12 protein-coding genes and 1 tRNA gene are annotated in these 19,441 nt (G+C 72.1%); 5 read left to right on the plus strand and 8 right to left on the minus strand.

The features are described 5' to 3' along the window. Positions 1-126 precede the first annotated feature (126 nt). The 3 genes from DFJ69_RS19895 to DFJ69_RS19905 are packed head-to-tail and all read left to right on the plus strand — an operon-like array spanning position 127 to position 12,711. Positions 127-9,357 (plus strand): non-ribosomal peptide synthetase/type I polyketide synthase, encoded by a 9,231-nt coding sequence (locus DFJ69_RS19895; protein ID WP_116023996.1) that lies wholly within the window; start codon positions 127-129, stop codon positions 9,355-9,357. Further along, positions 9,354-11,018 (plus strand): phytoene desaturase family protein, encoded by a 1,665-nt coding sequence (locus DFJ69_RS19900; RefSeq protein ID WP_116023997.1) that lies wholly within the window; start codon positions 9,354-9,356, stop codon positions 11,016-11,018. Before DFJ69_RS19895 ends, DFJ69_RS19900 begins: the two co-directional genes overlap by 4 nt. Positions 11,019-11,043: 25 nt before the next feature. Next, a complete protein-coding gene (locus DFJ69_RS19905) occupies positions 11,044-12,711 on the plus strand; it encodes a phytoene desaturase family protein (RefSeq protein ID WP_245974471.1) in 1,668 nt (555 codons plus the stop codon). On the opposite strand, the gene DFJ69_RS19910 is transcribed toward DFJ69_RS19905, so the two are convergent. Beyond that, entirely contained in the window at positions 12,708-13,382 is a 675-nt protein-coding gene (locus DFJ69_RS19910) for an HAD family hydrolase (protein WP_116023998.1), read from the minus strand. The two genes, DFJ69_RS19905 and DFJ69_RS19910, sit on opposite strands and share 4 nt — an antisense overlap. 69 nt (positions 13,383-13,451) lie before the next feature. Between DFJ69_RS19910 and DFJ69_RS19915 the strand changes: the two genes are divergently transcribed. Beyond that, positions 13,452-14,363, plus strand: a complete 912-nt coding sequence (locus tag DFJ69_RS19915) for a GHMP family kinase ATP-binding protein (RefSeq protein ID WP_116023999.1) — start codon at positions 13,452-13,454, stop codon at positions 14,361-14,363. Positions 14,364-14,380: 17 nt separating this feature from the next. Here the strand turns inward: DFJ69_RS19915 and DFJ69_RS19920 are convergent, their stop codons facing one another. The 7 genes from DFJ69_RS19920 to DFJ69_RS19950 form a co-directional block, all read right to left on the minus strand. Continuing rightward, positions 14,381-15,796 carry an MFS transporter gene (locus tag DFJ69_RS19920; RefSeq protein ID WP_245974472.1) on the minus strand — a complete coding sequence of 472 codons (1,416 nt, stop codon included), beginning with the start codon at positions 15,794-15,796 and terminating at the stop codon, positions 14,381-14,383. 590 nt (positions 15,797-16,386) lie between these two features. Next, positions 16,387-16,716 carry an ArsR/SmtB family transcription factor gene (locus tag DFJ69_RS19925; protein ID WP_116024000.1) on the minus strand — a complete coding sequence of 110 codons (330 nt, stop codon included), beginning with the start codon at positions 16,714-16,716 and terminating at the stop codon, positions 16,387-16,389. Next, positions 16,706-17,140, minus strand: coding sequence for an SRPBCC domain-containing protein (locus DFJ69_RS19930; protein ID WP_116024001.1), 435 nt, complete (start codon positions 17,138-17,140; stop codon positions 16,706-16,708). Before DFJ69_RS19930 ends, DFJ69_RS19925 begins: the two co-directional genes overlap by 11 nt. A gap of 76 nt (positions 17,141-17,216) precedes the next feature. Next, the gene (locus DFJ69_RS19935; protein WP_116024002.1) at positions 17,217-17,744 is read right to left on the minus strand and encodes a G5 domain-containing protein; all 528 of its coding nucleotides are present in this window, start codon (positions 17,742-17,744) and stop codon (positions 17,217-17,219) included. Positions 17,745-17,905: 161 nt separating this feature from the next. Next, entirely contained in the window at positions 17,906-18,508 is a 603-nt protein-coding gene (locus DFJ69_RS19940; RefSeq protein ID WP_116024003.1) for a dihydrofolate reductase family protein, read from the minus strand. After that, positions 18,505-18,795 (minus strand): hypothetical protein, encoded by a 291-nt coding sequence (locus DFJ69_RS35670; protein WP_245974473.1) that lies wholly within the window; start codon positions 18,793-18,795, stop codon positions 18,505-18,507. The genes DFJ69_RS19940 and DFJ69_RS35670 overlap by 4 nt, the downstream gene beginning before the upstream one ends. A 33-nt stretch (positions 18,796-18,828) precedes the next feature. Beyond that, positions 18,829-18,900: transfer RNA gene (locus DFJ69_RS19950), tRNA-Arg, on the minus strand. 160 nt (positions 18,901-19,060) lie between these two features. Here DFJ69_RS19950 and DFJ69_RS19955 point away from each other — a divergent pair. Next, positions 19,061-19,432, plus strand: coding sequence for a response regulator transcription factor (locus tag DFJ69_RS19955; RefSeq protein WP_116026753.1), 372 nt, complete (start codon positions 19,061-19,063; stop codon positions 19,430-19,432). The last annotated feature ends 9 nt before the right edge of the window (positions 19,433-19,441 follow it).

The raw sequence follows: 19,441 nt of genomic DNA on the forward strand, positions 1-19,441 counted from the left end.
TTCGACCGGCCTGTAATGGCGTTGTGACGCTCTGTTGCGAATTGGTTTTGTTGCCCCTAGTGTTTGGGCCGCCGCGCGCCACCCCCGCGCCCTTTACCACTTCCCGCACAGCGATCGAGGACTGCCATGGTGCCGGAACCGGCTGACACCCCCCACCGCGACAAAACGGCGATCATCGGGATCGGCTGCCGGTTGCCCGGCGGCGCCGGCGACCACCGGACGTTCTGGCGGAATCTGCTCGACGGCAAGGACTGCATCACCGCGACACCCGCCGACCGCTACGACGTGACCACCCTCGCCAGCCGCGACAAGGCCAAGCCGGGACGCCTGGTCGCCGGACGCGGCGGCTACATCGACGGCTTCGACGAGTTCGACCCCGCCTTCTTCGGCATCAGCCCCCGCGAGGCCGACCACATGGACCCGCAGCAGCGCAAGCTGCTGGAGGTGGCCTGGGAGGCGCTGGAGGACGGCGGGCAGCGGCCGGGCGCGCTGGCGGGCCGCGACGTGGGCGTCTTCGTGGGCGCGTTCACGCTGGACTACAAGATCCTGCAGTTCGCCGACCTGGGTTTCGAGACGCTGGCGGCGCACACCGCCACCGGCACGATGATGACGATGGTGTCGAACCGGATCTCGTACTGCTTCGACTTCCGGGGCCCCAGCGTCTCCGTCGACACGGCGTGCAGCTCGTCCCTGGTGGCCGTGCACCTGGCGCGGCAGAGCCTGCTGCGCGGCGAGACCGACCTCGCGCTCGCGGGCGGCACCCTGCTGCACCTGACCCCGCAGTACACGATCGCCGAGACCAAGGGCGGGTTCCTGTCGCCCGAGGGCCGGTCGCGCACGTTCGACGCGTCCGCCGACGGCTACGTGCGGGCCGAGGGCGTCGGCATCGTCGCGCTCAAGCGGCTCGACGACGCGCTGCGCGACGGCGACCCGATCCACGCGGTGATCATCGGCAGCGGCGCGAACCAGGACGGCCGCACCAACGGGATCACCGTGCCGAACCCCGACGCCCAGGTCGACCTGATCGAACGGGTCTGCGCCGAGGCCGGCATCACCCCGGGCGACCTCCAGTACGTCGAGGCGCACGGCACCTCCACACCCGTCGGCGACCCGATCGAGGCCCGGGCCCTCGGCCGCGCCCTGGCGATCGGCCGCGCGCCCGGCGCCCCCTGCTACGTCGGCTCGGTCAAGACGAACATCGGCCACACCGAGTCGGCCGCCGGGATCGCCGGGCTCATCAAGACGGCGCTGTCGCTGAAGCACCGCACCATCGCGCCGCACATCAACCTGGAGCGGGTCAACCCCGACATCGACCTCGCGTCCCTCCCGTACGAGATCCCCACCGAGGTCACCGCCTGGCCCGAGCACGAGGGCCCGGCCCGCGCCGGTGTCAACTCCTTCGGCTTCGGCGGCACCAACGCGCACGTCCTGCTGGAGGAGCCGCCCGCCCTCGCGCCCGCGCCCGAGGGGCCGGCCAAGACCGGGTTCACGGTGCTGCCGCTGACCGCCCGCGACCCCGAGGCGTTCCCCGAGATGGCCGAGGGCCTGCGACGGGAGCTGGCCGACGGCGTGTCGCCGCGCGACCTCGGGTACACGCTGGCGCACCGTCGCCAGCACCTGGAGTCGCGCCTGTCGATCGTGTACGACTCGCCCGAGGCGCTGGACGAGCGCCTCGCCGCCTGTGCGCGCGGCGACGCCCACCCGCACGTGCTCGCGGACCGGCGACGCGACGACTGGGACGGCCGCCCGGTCTGGGTGTTCACCGGCATGGGCCCGCAGTGGTGGGCCATGGGCCGGCAACTGCTGGAGACCGAGCCCGACTACCGCGCCGAGATCGAGCGCTGCGACCGCGCCATCGCCGAGCTGACCGGTTGGTCGTTGATCGAGGAGCTGACCGCCGACGAGTCCGCCTCGAACATGGCCGAGACCTGGCTGGCGCAGCCCGCCAACTTCGCCGTCCAGGTCGGGTTGGCGGCCATGTGGCGCGCCCACGGCGTGCGGCCCGCCGCCATCGTCGGGCACAGCACCGGGGAGGTCGCGGCGTTCTACGAGGCCGGCGTCTACACGCTGGAGGACGCGATCAGGATCGTGGTCCACCGCAGCCGCCTCCAGCAGAAGCTGGTCGGCACGGGCGGGATGCTCGCCGTCGGCCTGACCGAGGAGGAGGCCGAGCGCCGCATCGGCGGCTTCGGCGGCCGGGTGTCGGTGGCCGCCGTCAACGGCCCCACGGCGATCACCCTCGCCGGCGACCAGGACGCACTGGCCGCGCTCTCCGAGGGGCTGAAGGCCGAGCAGATCTTCGCGCGGGCCCTCGCCGTGCGGGTGCCGTACCACAGTGCCGGCATGGACGCGATCAAGGACGAGCTGCTGTCCTCCCTGGCCGGGATCACGCCGCGCCCCGCCCGCGTCCCGCTGTACCTGACCGGTCGCGAGGGTGTCGCGCACGGCACCGAGCTGGACGCCGGGTACTGGTGGGAGAACGTCCGCAACAGTGTCCGCTTCCACGCGGCCGTCGAACGGCTCGCCGACGACGGGCACACGGTGTTCCTGGAGATCGGCCCGCATCCGGTGCTCGGCCACTCGATCACCGAGGGCCTCCGCGACCGGGGGATCGAGGCGACCGCCCTGCCGTCCATCCGCCGCAGGGAGGACGAGGCCGCCCGCTTCGCCCTGTCGCTGGCCGCGCTCCACAACCTCGGCGCCGACGTCGACTGGGAGGTGCTGCACCCGGCGGGCCGGCCGGTGCCGCTGCCGCGCTACCCCTGGCGGCGGCACCGGCACTGGGTGGAGCCCCGCCCCGTCGAGCAGGTCCGCCTCGGCCGCCGCGACCACCCGCTCCTCGGCCGCCGTCTGGCGACCGCCGAGCCGACCTGGGAGGCCGCGCTCGACGTCGAGTCCCTGCCGTACCTGAACGACCACCGCATCCAGGGCGACGCGCTGTTCCCGGCGGCCGGCTACCTGGAGATGGCCGCGCAGGCCGTACGGGTGATGACCGGAGGCACCGACGCGACGCTGACCGACATCGAGTTCCGCAAGGGCCTGTTCCTGCCGGACGGCGAGGTCGGCAAGGCCCAGTTCTCCTTCTCCAGCGAGAACGCCGCCTTCACGGTCGCGACCCTTCGGGGCGAATCCCCGGTCGTGCACGCCCGTGGGGTCGTCCGCACCCGGCAGCGGCGTTCGGGCGGGCCGGCGCTGGACGCCGACGCGGTGCGGGCCCGCAGCACCGGCCGCCTCGACGGCCCCGGCTGCTACGCGGCGCTCGCCTCGCTGGGGTACGACTACGGCCCGGCGTTCCAGGGCATCGAGGAGGTCTGGATCGGTCGGGGCGAGGCGCTGGCCCGGATCCGTCCCCCCGAGGGTGTCGAGGCCGCCGGTCACCACGTCCACCCGGTGCTGCTCGACGCCTGCTTCCAGACGCTGCTGGCCTCCCGGCTCCCGGCGGACGCCGAGCGCGGGATGCTGCTGCCGCTGTCGATCGACGAGGTCGGCCTCGCGCCCGTCGGCGACCGGGTCCTGTGGGCGCACGCGACCGTCACCCGGCACGATGACCACGGGCTGGTCGGCGACATCGCGGTGTACGGCGACGACGGCGCCCCGCTCGGCCGCATCGCCGGCTTCCGCGCCGCCGACGTCGAGAAGGCGTCCACGGCCGTCGCCCGGACCACCATCGACGGCTGGCTCGCCGAGGTGGCCTGGATCGAGCCCTCCCCGGCCGAGGACGCGGACACCGCTCCCGGCGACCTGCTCGTCTTCGCCGACCGGCACGGCGTCGGAGACCGCCTCGCAGCGCTGGCCACCGCCGACGGCGGACGCTGCCACCTGGTCCGCGCGGGCTCGGCCTACGCGCTGGACCGCGACGCCGACGCGTCCACCGTCCGACCGGGCGAGGACGACGACCTGGAACGCCTTCTCACCGACCTGGGCGGCGAGACGTTCACGACGATCGTCCACCTGTGGAGCCTGGACCGGCCGAGGCTCGACGACGCCGCGACCGACCCCGACCCCGGCTCCTACTCGCTGGTCGCCCTCGCCCGCGCGCTCGCCTCGGGTCGGACCTCGGGCGCGCTGCACATCGTCACCCGGGGAGCCCACGCCGTGACGCCCGGGGACGTTCCCGAGCCGCTCGGCGCATCGGCCTGGGGGATCGGTCGCGTCCTCGCCCATCAGGAGTCGACCGCACACCGGGGCAAGCTCATCGACCTCGACCCGTCCGGCGGCGACGACCCGGCCGCCGAGGCCGAGGCGCTGCTCCGCGAGGTGTCCGTCGCCGACGAGGACGAGATCGCCCTGCGCGACGGCCGCCGCCTCACCGGCCGGCTCCGCCCGGCCGACCTCGACCGCCCGCTGCCCCTGCGCCTGCGCCCCGACGGGTCCCACCTCGTGACGGGGGCGTTCGGAGCGCTCGGCCGCCTCGTGTGCCGGCTCCTCGTCCGGCGCGGGGCGCGACGGCTGATCCTGGTGAGCCGTCGCGGGCTGCCCGAGCGCGACCGCTGGCGCGAGGCCGCTCCCGGCAGCCGGACGGCGCGCGACATCGCGTTCGTCCGGGAGCTGGAGGCGCTCGGAGCGCACGTCCTCGTCGCGCCGTTCGACGTCACCGACGAGGACGCTTTGACGGCGTGGCTCGACGACCACCGTCGCAGCGCGCAGCCGCCGATCCGAGGCGTGTTCCACCTCGCCGGGCACGTCCGCGACACGCTCGTTCCGGAGATGGACCGGGAGACCTTCCTGGCCGTCCACGACCCCAAGGTCGTCGGCGCGCGCCTCCTGCACCGGCACCTGGGCGACGAGCCGCTCGACCACTTCGTGCTGTTCTCGTCGATCGCCTCGGTGCTGACCACGGCGGGCCAGACCAACTACGCGGCGGGCAACGCCTTCCTGGACGCGCTGGCGCACCACCGCCGCGCCCGGGGCCTGCCCGCGCTCAGCCTCAACTGGGGCCCGTGGGCCACCGGCATGATCGAGGAACTCGGGCTGATCGACCACTACCGCAACAGCCGGGGCATGAGCTCGCTGTCCCCGGACGCCGGGATGGCCGTCCTCGAACGCGTCATCGGCCAGGACCGCGCCCAACTCCTGGTCGCGACCGTCGTCGACTGGCCGGTCTTCCTGGCCTGGTACGCGACCCCGCCGGCCCTGGTGTCGGAGCTGGCCGCCGCCTCCGCCGGGCCGGCGACGGAGCAGGAGGGCGGGTTCGCCGCCGCGTTCCGCGACGCCGACGAGGAGGGACGCAGGGCGCTCCTGACGGGGCGCTTCACCGAGCTGGTCGCCGGAGTGCTGCGGGTCCGGCCCGAACAGGTCGACCCGTCCGCCGGGCTGGGCGCGCTCGGCCTGGACTCGCTGCTGGCGATGGAGCTGCGCGCCCGGATCTCCGCCGACCTCGGCGTCGCGCTCCCCGTGGTGGCGCTGCTGAGCGGCGCCCCGGTGGGCGAGCTGGTCGCCCGCCTGTACGACGACCTGGCGGCCCAGGACGCCGAGGACGACACCCCGACCGCCGAGGTCGAGGTGTTCACCGACGAGCGCAGCCACCCCCTGACCCAGAACCAGAAGGCGCTGTGGTTCCTCAAGCAGCTCAACCCGGACGGGTTCGCGTACAACATCGGCGGCGCGGTCGAGGTCCGGGTCGAGCTGGACCCGGAGCTGATGTTCGAGGCCGTCCGGACCCTGGTCGCGCGGCACCCCGCGCTGCGCGCCGGCATCGCCCTGGACGGCGGCCGGGCGGTGCAGCGGGTCCGTGACTCCGCCGAGCCCGACGTGGCCTGGTTCGACGTCGAGGGCCGGCCGTGGGACGAGATCCACGAGATGATCGTCCGCGAGTACCGCAGGTCCTACGACCTCGAACGGGACCCGCTGATGCGGTTCCGGCTGTTCCGGCGGGGCCCGGACCGCTGGGTGATCATGAAGGCCGTGCACCACGTCGTGTCCGACGCGATCTCCACGTTCACCTTCATCGAGGAGCTGTTCGCGGTCTACGAGGGCCTGCGGCGGGGCGAGACGGTGGAGCTGCCGCCGGTCGGGGCGACCTACCTCGACTTCCTCAACTGGCAGAACCGCTTCCTGGCGGGCCCCGACGCACGGCGGATGCTGGACTACTGGCGCGACCACCTGCCCGAGGAGGTCCCGGTCCTCGCCCTGCCCACCGACCGTCCCCGCCCGGCCGTCCAGACCCACAACGGCGCGTCCGAGTTCTTCACCCTGGACACCGACCTGTCCGCCCGGGTCCACACGCTGGCCCGCGAGAACGACACGACCGTGTTCATGGTGCTGCTGAGCGCCTACTACCTCCTGCTGCACCGCTACTCCGGGCAGGACGACATCATCGTCGGCAGCCCGGTGACCGGCCGCACCCGCGAGGAGTTCTCCTCCGTCTACGGCTACTTCGTCAACCCGCTGCCGCTGCACGTCGACCTCGCCGGCGAGCCGACGATCGCCGACGTCCTGCGGCAGGTCCGCGCCACCGTCCTGAACGGCCTGGACAACCAGGAGTACCCGTTCGTGATGCTGGTCGAGCGGCTCGGGCTGCAGCACGACCCGAGCCGGTCGGCGGTGTTCCAGGCGATGTTCATCCTGCTCGCCCACAAGGTCGCCACCGAGAAGTACGGCTACCGACTGGAGTACATCGAGCTGCCCGAGGAGGAGGGCCAGTTCGACCTCACCCTGTCGGCCTACGAGGACGAGGCCGACCGGCGCTTCCACTGCGTGTTCAAGTACAACACCGACCTGTTCCTGCCGGAGACGGTGCGGCGGCTGGCCCGGCACTACGTCAACCTGCTCGACGAGCTGACCCGGGGGCCCGCCGACCGTCCGGCCACCCGGCTGGAGCTGCTCGCACCCAGCGAACGCGACCTGATCGTCCACACCTGGAGCGGGGCCGGCCGGCGGACCCGCCACGACGTGCCGGTGCACGAGCTGATCATCCGGAGGGCCGCCGATCGACCCGACGCGGTCGCCGTGTCGGCCCCGTCCGAGTCGGGCCCGCCCCACCGGCTCACCTACGGCGAGCTGGACGACCGCTCACGGGCGCTGGCGCGGCGGCTGCGCGGGCTGGGTGTCGGCGACGGCACGGTGGTGGCGCTGTGCATGGACCGCACACCCGAGATGATCGTCACGCTGCTGGCGGTGCTGCGGGCCGGGGGGGCCTACCTGCCCCTCGACCCCGCGTACCCGGCCGATCGCCTGGCCTACATGGTCGCCGACTCCGAGGCCGCGCTCGTCATCGTGGACGGGGCCGGCCGCGACCGCCTGCCGGACCTGCCGGACGGGGCGCTGACTTTGGACGACCTGCGGAACGCCCCGGAGTCCGACGGTGACGCCGAGGTCGGCCCCGAGTCGCCCGCCTACGTCATCTACACGTCCGGCTCCACGGGGCTCCCCAAGGCGGTGCGGGTCGGCCACCGCAACCTCGCCTCCGTCTACGACGGGTGGCGGCGCGAGTACCGCTTGGAGGAGGACGTCCGGGTCCATCTCCAGATGGCGAGCTTCTCCTTCGACGTCTTCACCGGCGACCTCGTCCGCGCGCTGTGCTCGGGCGGGACGCTGGTCCTGGCGCCGCGCGAGCTGCTGTTCGACACGGCGCGCCTCTACGCGACGATGGTCGAGGAACGGGTCGACTGCGGAGAGTTCGTCCCGGCCATCGTGCGCGGGCTGATCTCCCACTGCGAGCGGGCGGGCCGCGGGCTGGACTTCCTGCGCCTGCTCGTCGTCGGCTCGGACGTGTGGAAGGTCGAGGAGTACCGGCGGCTGCGGGCCCTGTGCGGGCCCGAGACCAGGCTGGTCAACTCGTACGGCGTCAGCGAGGCGACCATCGACAGCGCCTACTTCGAGGGCCCCGTCGACGGCATGGAGCCCGGCGAGACGGTGCCGATCGGCAGGCCGTTCCCGGGCAGCACCCTCTACATCCTGGACGACCGCGGCGAGCCCGTGCCGCCCGGTGTGGCGGGGGAGCTGTGGATCGGCGGCGACGGGGTGGCGCTCGGGTACGCCGGGGACCCCGAGCGGACCGAGCGGCGGTTCGTCACCCTCGCGCCGGCCGGCGAACCGGTCCGCCTGTACCGGACCGGGGACCTCGCCCACTGGGACGCGCAGGGCGTGGCGCGGCTCCTCGGACGGGTGGACACCCAGATCAAGGTGCGCGGGCACCGCGTCGAGATCGGCGAGATCGAGTCGCGGCTGGCGGGTCTGCCGGGGCTGGCGCAGGCCGTGGTCACCGCCCGCACCGACGCGTCGGGCGAGACGGCGCTGTGCGCCTACTGCGTCCCGACCCCGGGTGCGGAGGTGGACCGGCGCGCGGTGCGGCGCCACCTGGCCGAGCAGCTCCCGACGTTCATGATCCCGACGTACTTCGTGGAGCTGCCCGAGCTGCCGCTCACCCCCAACGGCAAGATCGACGTCGCCGCCCTCCCCGCCCCCGAGATCGGCGGGCGTCGCGGGGCGCCCGAGCCCCCGGTGACGCTGTACGAGTCCCGGATGGCCGACCGGTGGAAGTCCCTGCTGGGCCTGGAGGAGCCCGACCTGCGGGACGACTTCTTCGAGGCCGGCGGCAGCTCCGTCAAGCTCATCGAGCTGATCCACGAACTGCAGGCCGAGTTCAACATCACCATCCCGGTCGGCCGGCTGTTCAAGGCGACCACGCTGCAGGGGATGGCGCGGACGGTCGAGCACATCATCACCGGCCGCCTCGCCGGGGCCGAGCCGTACCTGGTCTTCAACCCGGAGGCCGGGGAGCCGCTGTTCTGCTTCCCGCCCGCCGGCGGCCACGGCCTGGTCTACCGGCGCTTCGCCGCCCGGCTCCCCGAACGCGCGCTGGTCGCGTTCAACCACGTGGCCGGCGACGACAAGGTGGCGCGCTACGCCGACCTCGTCGAGGCGCTGCGCCCCGAGGGCCCCTGCGCCCTGCTCGGCTACTCGCTCGGCGGCAACCTCGCGTTCGAGACGGCCAAGGAGCTGGAACGACGCGGCCGGGACGTCACCCACGTGATCATCATGGACTCGTACCGGATCTCCGAGCCGTTCGAGCTCGGCAGCGAGGACTTCGCGGAGTTCGAACGGGAGCTGGCCGAGCACCTGCTCCGGCACACCGGGTCGGAGACCGTCGCCGCCGAGACGCTGGAGCAGGCCCGGGAGTACATCCGGTTCTGCGGCCGCACCCCCAACCTCGGCCGCGTCGCCGCGCGCGTCACCGTGATCTCCGACGAGGACAAGGTGCCGCTCTACGCCACCGGCCGGCCCGGCACCTGGCAGGGCGCCGCCGTCGCGCCCACCGAGGTGCTCCGCGGCTCCGGCGAGCACGCCGCGATGCTGGACGAGGAGCACGTCACCGCCAACGCCGCCCTGGTCCGCGACCTCCTGGCGCACCGATGAGCCCCCGCACGGAGCCCGACTGGACGACCCGTCCGGTACCGGGCGCCCGCCCCCGCGTCCTGATCATCGGCGCGGGGGTCGGGGGGATGGCCACCGGCTGCTACGCCCAGATGAGCGGCATGGACACCCGGATCCTGGAGAAGCACGTGCTGCCCGGCGGCTGCTGCACGGCCTGGTCCCGGGACGGCTACATCTTCGACTACTGCATCGAGTGGCTGGTCGGCACCGCCGAGGGGAACGACGCCCACCGGATCTGGCGGGAGTTGGGGGCCCTGGACGGCAAGACGATCCGCAACTTCGAGCTGTTCAACCGGGTCGTCGACGAGAACGGCCGGTCGGTGACCTTCTACAACGACCCCGACCGGCTGGAGGCCCACCTGCTGGAGGTCTCCCCGGCCGACGCCCGGCTGATCCGGTCGTTCTGCCGGGACCTGCGGCGGTTCATCGGCATCGAGCTGTACCCGTTCCTGAAGCCGGCGGCGCTGCGGACGCCCCGCGAGAACCTCGCCCTGCTGCGCACGGTGCTGCCGGCGTTCCGGCTGTTCTGGCGGACGGCCGCCACGCAGATGCACGCGTTCTCCGATCGGTTCCAGGACCCGCTGTTGAGGAGGGCGTTCCGGAACATCTTCTTCCAGGACCACGAGGTCTTCCCGCTGCTGCCGTACCTGTTCAACATGGCCGCCGCCCACAACGACAACGCCGGGTTCCCGCAGGGCGGGTCGCTGGGGCTGTCGCGGTCGATCGAGGACCGGTACACGTCCCTGGGCGGCGCCGTCACCTACCGGGCCCGCGCCGAGGAGATCCTCGTCGAGAACGACCGCGCCGTCGGGGTGCGGCTCAAGAACGGCGCCCGCTACTACGCCGACCACGTCGTCTCCGCCTGCGACGGGCGCACCACCGTCTACGACCTGCTCGGCGGGCAGTACACGAGCCCGCGGATCGACCGGCTCTACAACGAGATGGTGGACCGCCCCGGGATGATGTACCCGGGCGTGGTCTCGGCGTTCGCCGGGGTGCGGGGCGGGCTCGACCCCGGCGAGCCGCACAGCACGACGTATCTGCTGTCGGAGTCCGACGCCGCCCGGCTGCCGGGGGTCCTCCAGGGCAGCGTGGTGGTGCAGAACCGTTCGCACTACTCCGACGGCTTCGCGCCCCCCGGCCACTCGGTGATCCACTGCACGTACCTCAGCGACTTCGCGTACTGGAAGTCGCTGCGGGTCGCCGACCGCCGCACCTACCGGGCCCGCAAGATCGAGGTCGCCGACTTCCTGCGGCACTTCCTCGAACGGCGTCATCCCGGGCTCGGCGAGCGCATCGAGGTCATGGACGTGGCCTCGCCGGCGACGCTCGAGCGCTACACCGGCAACCTGCGCGGCAGCATCCTCGGCTGGATGTCGTTCACCGAGGCCGAGGACCTGGTGTCCGGCACCGTCAACAAGGAGCGGATGCGGCTGCCGGGGCTGCGCGGGTTCTCCCAGGCCGGCCAATGGGCGGGGATGGGCAGCCTGATCCGCTCCGCCGCGTCCGGCCGCTTCGTCGTCCAGTACCTGTGCGAGGAGCTGGGCCTGCCGTTCCGGGCCGAGGAGAGCCCCGGCACCGGGCCCTGGAACCCCGACCGGCTGGGCCGGCTCCCCCAACTGGACCAGTGGCGTGCGCGCTGACCGCCGCCCTCGCCGAGGAGCATCGATGGCACACGACACGCGCGAGACCATGATCATCATCGGTGGCGGGCTCGGTGGCCTGTCCACCGGCTGCTACGCGCAGATGAACGGCTACCGGACGCGGATCTTCGAGATGCACGAGATCCCCGGCGGTTGCTGCACCGCCTGGGAACGCGGCGACTTCACGTTCGACTGCTGCATCAGTTGGCTGCTCGGCAGCGGGCCCGGCAACGAGATGCACCAGATCTGGCTGGAGCTCGGCGCCCTGCAGGGCAAGGAGATCCGGCACTTCGACGTGTTCAACGTCGTGCGCGGCCGGGACGGGCGGGCGGTGTACTTCTACTCCGACCCCGATCGGTTGGAGGCGCACCTCATCGGCCTCTCGCCCGCCGACACCCGGCTGATCAGGGAGTTCTGCGACGGACTCCGCAAGTTCCGCAGGGCGCTGGCCGCCTATCCGTTCCTCACGCCGGTCGGGCTGATGGGGCGGCTGGAGCGCTGGCGGATGCTGGCCTCGTTCCTGCCGCACTTCAACGTCATCCGCAAGTCCATCAGCGTGCTGATGACGGACTACTCGGCGCGCTTCCGCGACCCGCTGCTGCGGGAGGCGTTCAACTTCGTCCTGTACGAGAAGCATCCGGCGTTCCCGGTGCTGCCGTACTACTTCCAGCTCGCCGCGCACGCCGACCTGTCGGCCGGGGTTCCGGAGGGCGGCTCGCTGGGGCTGGCGACGTCGATCGAGGGCCGCTACCGCAGGCTCGGCGGCGACATCACCTACAACGCCAAGGTCGAGGAGATCCTCGTCGAGGACGATCGGGCGATCGGGGTGCGGCTCAGCGACGGCAGCGAGCACTTCGCCGACATCGTGGTCTCGGCCTGCGACGGGCACACGACGATGACGCGGTTCCTCAAGGGGCGCTACCTCAACGCGGAGTACGAGCGGCTCTACACCCGCACCATCAGGGAGCCCGGCATGGTGTTCCCCGGGTACTTCTGCCTCTTCCTCGGTCTGCGAAGCGACTTCCCCGGCGGCGATCCCTGCACCACCCACCTGCTCGACGAGGAGGAGGCCGCCGGTCTGATCGGCATCCGGCATCCCAGCATCAACGTCCAGTTCCGCAGCACGCACTACCCGGAGCTGTCCCCGCCGGGCACCACGGTGGTCTACGCGACGTACTTCTGCGACATCGAGCCGTGGCGCGCCCTCAGCGTGGGGCCGGAACAGACCAGCCGGATGCGCAAGGGCGAGGAGCGCCACACGCTCCAGGTCAAACGGGGCCGCGACTACTACCAGGCCAAACGTCGGGTCAAGGACGCCCTCGTCGACATCCTGGACCGACGCCACCCCGGCATCGCCGACGCCGTCTCCCTCCGCGACATCTCGACGCCCCTCACCCAGGTCCGCTACACCGGCAACTACGACGGAACGGTGCTGGGCTGGCAGCCCTTCGTGGAGAGCGGCGAGACGCTGGAGAAGCTCGTCAAGAAGCATGGCCCCGGGCTGCCCGGCCTGGAGAACTTCTACATGTCCGGGGTCTGGGCCACCACGGGCGGCCTCATCCGCGCCGCCGCCGCCGGACGCCACGTCATGCAGTTCGTCTGCCGTGACGACGGCAGGCCGTTCACCGCCACCGTCGACCTGACCGCACCGCCGCCGACCCACCGGGTCATCCCGGTGCCGGAACGCGGTTAGCCGGGGGTCAGGAGCGCGGCGAGTTCGTCGAGGCCGGAGATCCGGTGCACGCCTTCCGGCACCGGATCGTCCGAGCCCTGCCGGTCCAGCCAGATCCCGAGCAGACCCGCGTCCCGCGCGCCCATCGCGTCCACGTCGAGCCTGTCGCCGACGTAGGCGACGTCGGCCGGGGGCAGGTTCAGGGCCTCGCACGCGGCGAGGAACGCCCTGGGGTCCGGTTTGGCGCACCCGAGCCGATCGGAGCACAGCAGCACCTCGAAGTGGTGCCGCAGCCCCAGCGCCGTGCTCCGCCGCTCCTGGTGGTGGGTGCTGGAGTTCGACAGCATGCCGTGCCGATGGGGAAGGGCCGCCAGCACGGGGGCCGCGTCGGGGAACACCGACCAGGCCGCCTCGAACAACGCGATGTACCGGTCGAACCACGCGTCCGCCTCGGAGTCGGACAGCGGCCGGTCGAGGAAGGCGCGGACCCTTTCCCGGCGCTGCTCCTCGAAGGTCAGCTCCCCGGACAGGAAACGCCGGTACTGGACGTTCGCGAGCCTGCGCCAGCGGTCGAACGCGTCCTCGTCCGACGGCAGCCCCTCGGCCGCGAGGTGGCGGAGCAGCCCACGCCGCTCCGAGCCGGAGAAGTCGAAGATCGTGTCATCGAAGTCCCACAGCACCGCCTTGATCACACCGGGAGCCTAATACGCCCCGTTCCGGCCCCGGAAGCCCCGCGGTCGGGCCCTTGTTACGGTGCCGGTGTGGCGAGGGAGACGGTGACCGCGGTCGTCCGGACGGGGACCGGTCATGCCCCGGCCCACCACGGCGAGCTGCTGCAGGGCGTCTTCCACGACGCCGACGGTCGCCTCCGCCGGGCGCTGGTCACCCTGCCGCATCCGGGTGGCCCGGGGAGCCGGGCGATCTTTCACCCCGACCGTTCGGGCCGGGTCGAGGCGCGGGGACGGGAGAAGGTCCGGCGCGCCGCCCTCCTCGCCCTGGGCGAGTTCTCCCCGTACCCGCCGGGCGAACGGGGCGGACGCGTCCACCTCACGAGCGACGTGCCGCCCGGCATCGGCATGGGCTCCTCGACCAGCGACGTCACCGCCGCCATCAGAGCAGTCGCCGACGCCCACGTCATCACCCCGGGCCCGATCGACGTCGCACGACTGGCCGTCCTGGCGGAGGGCGCCTCGGACCCCGTCATGATCGACGGCGTCGTCCTGTTCGCCCAGCGTGAGGGCCGGATCCTGGAGACCCTCGGCCCGAGCCTGCCCCCCATGGTGGTGATCGGCTGCGACACCCGCTCCGGAGGAGCCGGCATCGACACGCTCGCCCTTCCTCCGCCCCACTACACCGAACGAGAGATCCGCGCCTTCGCCTCCCTCCGCACCGCGCTGCGGAGGGCCGTCGACCGAGGCGATCCCCTCCTCGTGGGCCGCGTCGCCTCCGCCAGCGCCCGGCTCAACCAGCGCCACCTGCCCAACCCCCGCCTGAGCGCGCTGCTCGCCCTCTGCCGCTCCCACGGCGGCTGCGGAGTGCAGATCGCCCACAGCGGCACGGTGGCGGGCCTCATCTTCGACCCCCGCCGCCCCGGAACGCCCCGGAACGTACGCCGCTGCGCCGCCCGCCTCACCGAGCAGGGCCTGACGATCACCGCCGTACTGGACCTGTGATCCCCGCGTACGAGGGGTCAGCGCCCGTCGTGAACTCGTGGTCGGTGCTCGGCCTTCGGGGTCGTCGCCGCCGCCGGGTGTTCCCTGCGGGGGCGCAGGCCGATCCAGATGAGGACCATGCTGGCGAGCGTCACGGCCACGTTCACGCTCAGGGCGAGGCGCATGCCGGTCAGTTCGGCGGTCTGCGTCGCGGCGACGGCGCTCAGGATGGGGATGCCGATGGTGATGGCCACCTGCTGGGTCATCGAGGTCAGGCCGGTGGCCAGGCCCTGCTCCTCGTTCGGCAGGCCCGACGTCGCGGTCACGGTGTACGCGACGATGCAGGTGACGTGGCCGAAGAACCCGATGAACAGGGCGGGGATCAAGATCGCGAGCGCCGCCCGGTCGGTGCCGAGGAACACCAGGGGGAGCGTCGCCAGGCCCTGCACCGACAGGCCCGCGGTGAGGACCGCGCGGGTGCCGAACCGGCCGATGAGACGCCCGGCGATCACTCCGGCGGCGACCGACGCCAGCCCCGGCAGGCCGAAGACCAGGCCGGTGGCGAACGGGGAGAAGTCCAGCGTCCGCTGCAGATAGAGCGTGATCAGGAAGATCATGGCGGGTTCCATGGTGAAGATCACGAGCCCGGCGTGGTTGCCCCACCTCACGGTGGGCCGCCGGAGGACGCGCACCGGGACGAGCGGCGCGGGGGAACGCAGCTCGATGATCCAGAACGCGGCCAGCAGCAGCACGCCGACGACGGCGGACGCGGCGTGCCGCTCGATGATCGCGTACAGCACCGCCAGCAGGCCGCCGGTCACGGTCACCGCTCCCGGCAGGTCCAGCCGGACCCGATCGGGCCGTCGGCTCTCGCCGATCAGGGCCGGCGTGATCAGCAGGATGACGACGGCGACCGGCACGTTGATGAAGAACGCGGCCCGCCAGCTCAACAGCCCGACGAGGGTCCCGCCGACCAGCGCGCCGACCGTGAAGCCGCCGGACAGCAGCGCGCCGTTCAGCCCGAGGACGCGATCCCGCGCCGCGCCTTCGGGAAAGGTGGTGGTGAGCAGGGACAACGCCGTGGGGATCGCCATCGCGGTGGCGAGGCCCTGCAGCGCCCGAGCGGTCAGCAGGGTCTCCGCATCGGAGGCGAAACCGCCGAGCAGCGAGGCCCCGGTCAACACGACCATGCCGGTCAGGAACAGCCTGCGGCGGCCGAACAGATCCGCCATCCGACCGAACACCAGGGTGAACCCGGCGGCGGGCAGCGCGTAGGCGGAGGCGACCCAGGCGAGCCGGGTGTCTCCCATACCGACGCCCGCACCGACCTCCGGCAGCGCGACGTTCAGGATCGAGAAGTCGACCGACAGCATGAACCCGGCTCCGAGCAGCACGAACAGGATCAGCCGCTGTCGGCCGGTGAAGCGCACCGGAGAGATCGAGTCGGTGGTCACGGGGGTGTCCCTTCGTGGATCTTCGGCACGTGTCGCGGCATGCCGAACAGGCCGCACGGCGCGGCTCGTGGGTTGTTCGCATCACCGGGCTCGCCCGAGCCCGTGGAGGCCCCGCCGGCCGACATGGATCGACGTCACACCCGAGGCGCGCCGCCATCAGACCCGCCCGAGAGCCCCGGACAGCGCACGTCGCCTTACGCGACCAGCCCCGGCATCGTCGCCATCCCCTGAAGGCAGGCCGACCGACCACCCCACCAACGCCCAGCCCTCGCGTGTGGCCGTCGTCCTATCACCTGAAGGCGATGAGCCGCCGACCTGCCCGTGGGTGGACGCTCAGCCTTCACGTTGGCCGCGGTCCCCTCCACCTGAAGACTGCGCTGACCTGCGGGTCCGTTCGTGGTTGGATGCGCGCCTTCACGTTTGGCCGTCGTCGCCTGAACGCTGCGATGGCCTGCCGATCCGGCTGTGGAAGGACCCGCAGCTCTGACGCGTGTCCGGATGCGGGGCGTTCTTCGGGTGGGGCGGCCCGACGTCGGCGGGGCCGGACGTCGGGCCGTCTCCGGTGGCGGTGGTCGTCGGGGTGCGGGGGCTCAGCCGTTGAGGTGGTCTCTCAACGCGTCGAGTCGGCCGTCCCAATCGCGGGCCAGCGCCGCCAGGAACTGCTGGGCCACCCGCATCGGGGCGGAGTTCAGCCGGTACCGCACCCGGCGTCGTTCACCCGGTTCGGCGGTCACCAGGCCGGCGTCGGCCAGCAGGGCCAGGTGCTTGGCGATCGCCTGTCGTGTGATCGGCAGGCGAGCGGCCAGGTCCGTGGCGGTGGCCGGCCCGTCCGCGGCCAGCGTCGCCAGGATGGCGCGCCGGGTCGGGTCGGCCAGGGCGACGAAGACCTGTTCGGCGACCGTCTCGATGTCAGGCGGCATCGAGGTGGTCGACCAGCTCGCCGAGCTCCTTCGCCCATCCCTCGACGTTGCCGCCGTACGCCTTGCGGTAGGCGTCCTCCGACAGTTGCGCGAAGCCGGACTCGACCACCTTGAGGCGCGTCCCCGCGTCGACCGCCTCGAGCGTGAACTCGACATAGGTACGACGCGGATCGCTCTCGGGCAGCCCGTAGATCGGCCAGGTGAACCCGAACACCGCCGGCTCCTCCACCCGCTCCACCCGCATGGCCACCGAGTGCCCTTCCGCCGACCAGCCCAGCCGGCCCGTCCCGCCCGGACGAAGGTCGATGGTCGCCTCGTCGCCGAACCAGGCGCTCAGCCCCTCGGCCGTGGTGAGCGCCTCCCACACCGTGCTCGGCGGACGCGAGACCTCCACGGTCCGTTCGATGCGATCGGGGAATCCCATGATGCCTCCCAGTGAGTAGCAATCGATCGGTTGCAACACTATGGCAACCGATCGATTGCGTCAACCGCGGGCGGACTCAGTCGTCGCAGGCGATGCCGTCCCCGTCGCGGTCCAGGTCGTAGACGTCCGTGCCCACGATGCGGACCGGTCCGTCCACATAGGCGGGGCCGTTGCCGCTCCCGCCCGCGCAGTCGACGTCACTGGCGATCGGCACGCAGGCGCCGCTGTAGTTCGGGTCGCACCGGGAGGTCTCCTTGGTGCCGACGGCGATGACCCGGTCCACCGGCTCCCTGGTGACCACCTTGCGCACCAGCCTCCGGCCCGTCTCAACGCCATCGGTGAAGGAGATCTGGTAGGTGAAGGTCCTGACCCCTTCGACGCCGCGCCTCCTGACCTTGGTCGTGCCCTCGTCCAGCGTGGGGTCGTCCACCCGCTCGGTCTCGAACGGGATCTCTTCGGTCTCGGTGACGGTGTGCTTCTCGATCGTCGGTGTCGCCGCGCTCACCGACGCGGACGGTGAGACGCTCTCCGGATCCGCCGCGGCGGTGGGTGTCGCGGTCGTTCCACATGCGGTGAGCAGGACGCCGACCACCGCCAAACCCATCAGGGCACACCTCATCGCTTCTCCCCTCGACTCGGTATGGGGAGAAAATAGACCTTTGCCGCGAGTCGGGCCCGGCTTTCCCCGAGGTTCCGTGGTCGCCGGATGACCGAAAACCGGAAAAGGCCCGCGAGAGCGAGGCCGCCCTCACCGGCCGGATGCGTTCAGCGGACCCGGTCGTACACCAGGGACACCGTGCCGTGCTCACCCGCCGCCTGGGCGGCGAGCGCCCACCGCGCCTCGGGCAGGCCGTCGTCGAAGAGACGCGGTCCGCCGCCGAGGAAGACCGGAAAGACCGTGAACGCCAGCCGGTCGACCAGATCGGCCGCCAGCAGAGCCTTGATGACGCTCGCGCTGGAGAGCACGAGGATGTCGCCCCCCTCGGACGCCTTGAGCTCCGCGACCACCTCGGCGGTCGGCCTGTCGACGATCACCGTCCGCTCCCACGGCGCCTCGCCGAGAGTGGAGGACAAGACCACCTTGTCCGCGTCGACCAGCCACCTCGCGAAGCCCTCGTCGCGCGGGTCCGCGCCCTCCATACCGATGACGGTGGGCCAGAAGGCGAGGAACCCCTCGGCGTTGACGCGCCCCAGCAGAGCCGTCGTCGCCGGCTCCCACAGAGCGGTCAGATGATCGCGGGCGACCTCGGTGACGGCGTACGGCATCACCCAGCCCATGTCCAGCGGGTCGTCCGGTCGGGCGTAGCGCCCGTCGAGGGACAAGGCCATGTTGGTGACGACCCTGCGGCCGCCGCGCTGCTCGCTCATTCCGTGCTCCTGGTGTCGTTGTCGTCCGAATCCGCGGCGAGGTCGTCGAGGCTCTGCCCGAACCCGAACCCTTCCTCGATGCCCGCGATGAAGCCCGCCGAGTCGACGGTGCCGTCGGTGATCCGCCGGTGAACGTCGAGGTCCGTACCCGCGTCCCCGGCCCGAAGCCCCAGAACGACGTGCTCGGTGAAGGCGACGAAGCGGAGGCAGAGCCGATCGCCGGAACGCGAGAGCGGTGCCCTCGCATCGCAGGGCGCGCGAAATGCGAAACGGCCGACCCGCCCCAACTCGAAAGGGGGAATCGGCCGATAGATGGGAGGTGCCCCCTGCAGGATTCGAACCTGCGCACACGGCTCCGGAGGCCGTTGCTCTATCCCCTGAGCTAAGGGGGCGCACCGTCCCGGCGATGTTCACCGGGTGCGGAGAAGAGGCTACCAGGGTTGGGGGAGTGGCGTGCACCTCGGCGATCCCGGTGCGGCGGAGGTGAGAGTGGGTTAATCTCGCGCCGTGAGCGTGGGGGAGGGGCGTGCCGGGGACCGGTCGTTGGGCCGGGTGCTGGTCGTGGACGACGACGAGGTGATCAGGCAGCTCATCGCCGTGAACCTGCAGTTGGAGGGGTTCGAGGTGGCGACGGCCGTGGACGGGCGGGACTGCCTGGACAAGGTGGCCGAGGTGGCGCCGGACGTGATCACGCTCGACGTGATGATGCCGCGGCTGGACGGGTGGGTGACCGCCGTCAGGCTGCGGGAGGACGCGGCGACGCGGGACATCAGGGTCGTCATGATCACCGCGCGGGCGCAGGACCACGATGTGCGGCGGGGCCACGAGATCGGGGTGGACGCCTACATCACCAAGCCGTTCGACCCCAACGAGCTGATCCGGACGGTGCGGGAGCTCGCGGGCGCCGGGCGGATGTCCACATAGTGGTCGGAT

It is taken from the genome of Thermomonospora umbrina, assembly GCF_003386555.1.
GTDB classification, from domain to species: domain Bacteria; phylum Actinomycetota; class Actinomycetes; order Streptosporangiales; family Streptosporangiaceae; genus Thermomonospora; species Thermomonospora umbrina.

What these genes read in the sequence shown, in the direction of transcription:
- DFJ69_RS19895 (WP_116023996.1), top strand. Translation starts at nt 127, where the DNA reads ATGGTGCCGGAACCGGCTGACACCCCCCACCGCGACAAAACGGCGATC.
- DFJ69_RS19925 (WP_116024000.1), bottom strand. Translation starts at nt 16,716, where the DNA reads ATGCCGCCTGACATCGAGACGGTCGCCGAACAGGTCTTCGTCGCCCTG.
- DFJ69_RS19905 (WP_245974471.1), top strand. Translation starts at nt 11,044, where the DNA reads ATGGCACACGACACGCGCGAGACCATGATCATCATCGGTGGCGGGCTC.
- DFJ69_RS19930 (WP_116024001.1), bottom strand. Translation starts at nt 17,140, where the DNA reads ATGGGATTCCCCGATCGCATCGAACGGACCGTGGAGGTCTCGCGTCCG.
- DFJ69_RS19940 (WP_116024003.1), bottom strand. Translation starts at nt 18,508, where the DNA reads ATGAGCGAGCAGCGCGGCGGCCGCAGGGTCGTCACCAACATGGCCTTG.
- DFJ69_RS19900 (WP_116023997.1), top strand. Translation starts at nt 9,354, where the DNA reads ATGAGCCCCCGCACGGAGCCCGACTGGACGACCCGTCCGGTACCGGGC.
- DFJ69_RS19935 (WP_116024002.1), bottom strand. Translation starts at nt 17,744, where the DNA reads ATGGGTTTGGCGGTGGTCGGCGTCCTGCTCACCGCATGTGGAACGACC.